Here is a 2641-nt window from a genome sequence, read left to right as displayed (position 1 = left end):
CCGCGCTTTGGAATTGAAGGCATTCGGAAGACATTAAATGTTTATGATCGACCACTAACCATGAGTATTTTCAAGGGAGTTATCGGAAGAGACATCGAATATTTAACAGCTCAATTGAAGGAGCAGGCTCTTGGCGGAGTGGATCTTGTGAAGGATGATGAAATCCTATTTGAAAATCTACTAACTCCATTTGAACAAAGAATTTTAAGAAGTAAAGAGGTTTTACAGCAGGTCTATGAGAAAACTGGCCATCGTACCCTTTATGCCGTAAACCTGACAGGCCGGACTTCCGAATTAAGAGATAAAGCAAAAAGAGCTAAGGATCTTGGTGCTGATGCCCTTTTATTTAACGTTCATACGTATGGACTGGATGTCCTCCAGGAGCTTGCGGAGGATGAGGAGGTTCAGCTTCCGCTTATGGCACATCCAGCTTATAGCGGTGCCTTCACCTCATCAGCTTTTTACGGGGTAGCAAGTCAGCTTGTACTTGGCAAGCTAACACGATATGCGGGTGCTGACTTTTCCTTATTCCCTTCTCCGTATGGCAGTGTAGCTCTTGAAAAGAATGCTGCACTGGCAATCGGTGAGAAGCTGACTGAAGAAGCTGCAGTAAAACGGGCGTTTCCAGTGCCATCTGCTGGCATCCATCCTGGGCTAGTGCCTTTGTTAATGGACGACTATGGAAAAGATTGCGTAATCAACGCTGGCGGTGGCGTCCACGGTCACCCTCACGGAGCAGCAGGCGGTGGAAAGGCATTTAGACAGGCTGTTGACGCTGTTCTAGCAGGTAAAAATTTGCCCAACGCTGCAGAAGAACATCAAGAATTAAAAATAGCCCTTGAGTTATGGGGAGGTTCAAAATGAAGAATCCAGTGATTTTCTGCGACTTCGATGGGACAATTACGAATAAAGATAACATCGTTAATATAATGAGACAATTCGCCCCGCCGGAATGGGACGCCATCAAGGATGACATATTAGGTCAAAAGGTTTCCATTCAGGAAGGGGTCGGCAAGCTGTTCTCTCTTCTTCCCTCTTCGAAAAAAGAGGAAATCATCTCATTCGTACTGAAGGATGCTGTAATTCGAGAAGGCTTTGCTGAATTTGTTCAGTTTACTAGAGAAGCAAATATTCCACTTTATATTGTGAGCGGCGGGATCGATTTTTTCGTACATCCTGTCCTTGAGGCATTTGGACCTTTTGAAAAAATTTATTGTAATGAAGCTGATTTTTCCGGTGAAAACATTCGAATTGTATTCCCTCATGAGTGTGATGATGATTGCTCAAATAAAGGCTGTGGCTGCTGTAAGCCATCGATTATTCGAAATCTGGCATCCGGGGAAAACACGAGCATCGTGATCGGGGATTCCATCACGGATCTTGAAGCCGCGAAGCTTGCAGATGTTGTTATTGCCAGGGATTATCTCATTGAAAAGTGCAAGGAATTGAATATCCCTTACGAGCCTTTCGAGCGTTTCCAAGACTGTATTGACATCATTGAATCTCGATTGGATGTGAAAGTATGAGCGCGCTCGCATCCAAATGGAATGAATTAGCTGATATTAAGGATGAATTGGCTGCAAGGGACTGGTTCATGGGGACTAGCGGCAATCTTGCCATCAAGGTTAACGCTGATCCATTGCAGTTTCTCGTAACGGCAAGCGGGAAGGATAAAAGGAAAAGAACTCTCGAAGACTTCCTTCTAGTCGATCGAGATGGCAAAGCGATTGAAGAAACACATCTGAAACCATCTGCCGAAACCCTATTGCATTGCGCTGTTTTTCAAAAAACTTTAGCGGGCTGCAGTCTTCATGTTCATACAGTAGCGAACAATGTCATCTCAGAGCTATATGGGGATGAAGGGAAAGTAACGTTTCAATCTCAAGAATTAATCAAGGCGTTTGATCTTTGGGAAGAGAATGCTAAGCTAACCATCCCCATTATTCATAACCATACCCATATACCTGCTTTAGCGGAAGAATTCCAAGAGCATATTCATGCTGATAAAGGAGCCGTCCTTATTCGAAACCACGGCATTACCGTTTGGGGCAAGAATGGCTTTGAAGCTAAGAAACTATTAGAAGCATGTGAATTTCTATTTCAATATCAACTAGCATTGATTAATGCTAAATCAAATTTTAAATAAGAGAGGGAGATTTCAGATGGCAACAATTACAATTCAAGGTACAAATGAAGTAATTGAAAATCAAAACGAGGTTGCAGCATTTTTAGAGCAGCAGGAAGTTATTTATGAGCAGTGGGATATTGAAAAACTACCGGAAAATCTTCGTGAAAAATTTGATCTTAGCGATGATGAGAAAAACGGAATTCTAAATGCCTTCAAGGCAGAAATCGACAGTATTTCAGAACGCCGCGGTTACAAAACATCTGATGTTATTTCATTATCTGATTCTAATCCTAAGCTTGATGAGCTTTTGAAAAACTTCCAAAGAGAACACCATCATACAGATGATGAAGTGCGCTTTATCGCAAGCGGGCATGGAGTTTTCGTTATTCAAGGTAGGGATGAGCGCTTTTTTGAAGTGCATTTAAACCCTGGCGATTTGATCTCTGTTCCAGAAAATATTCGCCATTATTTCACACTTGCTGATGATAGAAAAGTAGTCGCTATCCGTATTTT

Annotated in this window: 4 protein-coding genes; all 4 read left to right on the top strand. The window is 42.3% G+C overall.

Annotated features, from left to right (window positions below):
- A partial coding sequence (locus tag V7149_RS23805; RefSeq protein ID WP_335348053.1) for a 2,3-diketo-5-methylthiopentyl-1-phosphate enolase occupies positions 1 to 864 on the top strand: 864 nt, incomplete at its 5' end.
- Positions 861 to 1526 carry a 2-hydroxy-3-keto-5-methylthiopentenyl-1-phosphate phosphatase gene (locus V7149_RS23800; RefSeq protein WP_335348052.1) on the top strand — a complete coding sequence of 222 codons (666 nt, stop codon included), beginning with the start codon at positions 861 to 863 and terminating at the stop codon, positions 1524 to 1526. The genes V7149_RS23805 and V7149_RS23800, both read left to right, overlap by 4 nt.
- On the top strand, positions 1523 to 2146 hold the full coding sequence (locus tag V7149_RS23795) for a methylthioribulose 1-phosphate dehydratase (protein WP_335348051.1): 624 nt from the start codon (positions 1523 to 1525) through the stop codon (positions 2144 to 2146). Before V7149_RS23800 ends, V7149_RS23795 begins: the two co-directional genes overlap by 4 nt.
- A gap of 16 nt (positions 2147 to 2162) precedes the next feature.
- Positions 2163 to 2641, top strand: a 479-nt coding sequence (locus V7149_RS23790; protein WP_335348050.1) for a cupin domain-containing protein, incomplete at its 3' end; no start/stop codon positions are given.

This window comes from Bacillus sp. JJ1503 (assembly GCF_036965125.1).
Classification (GTDB): Bacteria; Bacillota; Bacilli; order Bacillales; family Cytobacillaceae; genus Cytobacillus.
This window is presented reverse-complemented; position numbering and strand designations above follow the sequence as displayed.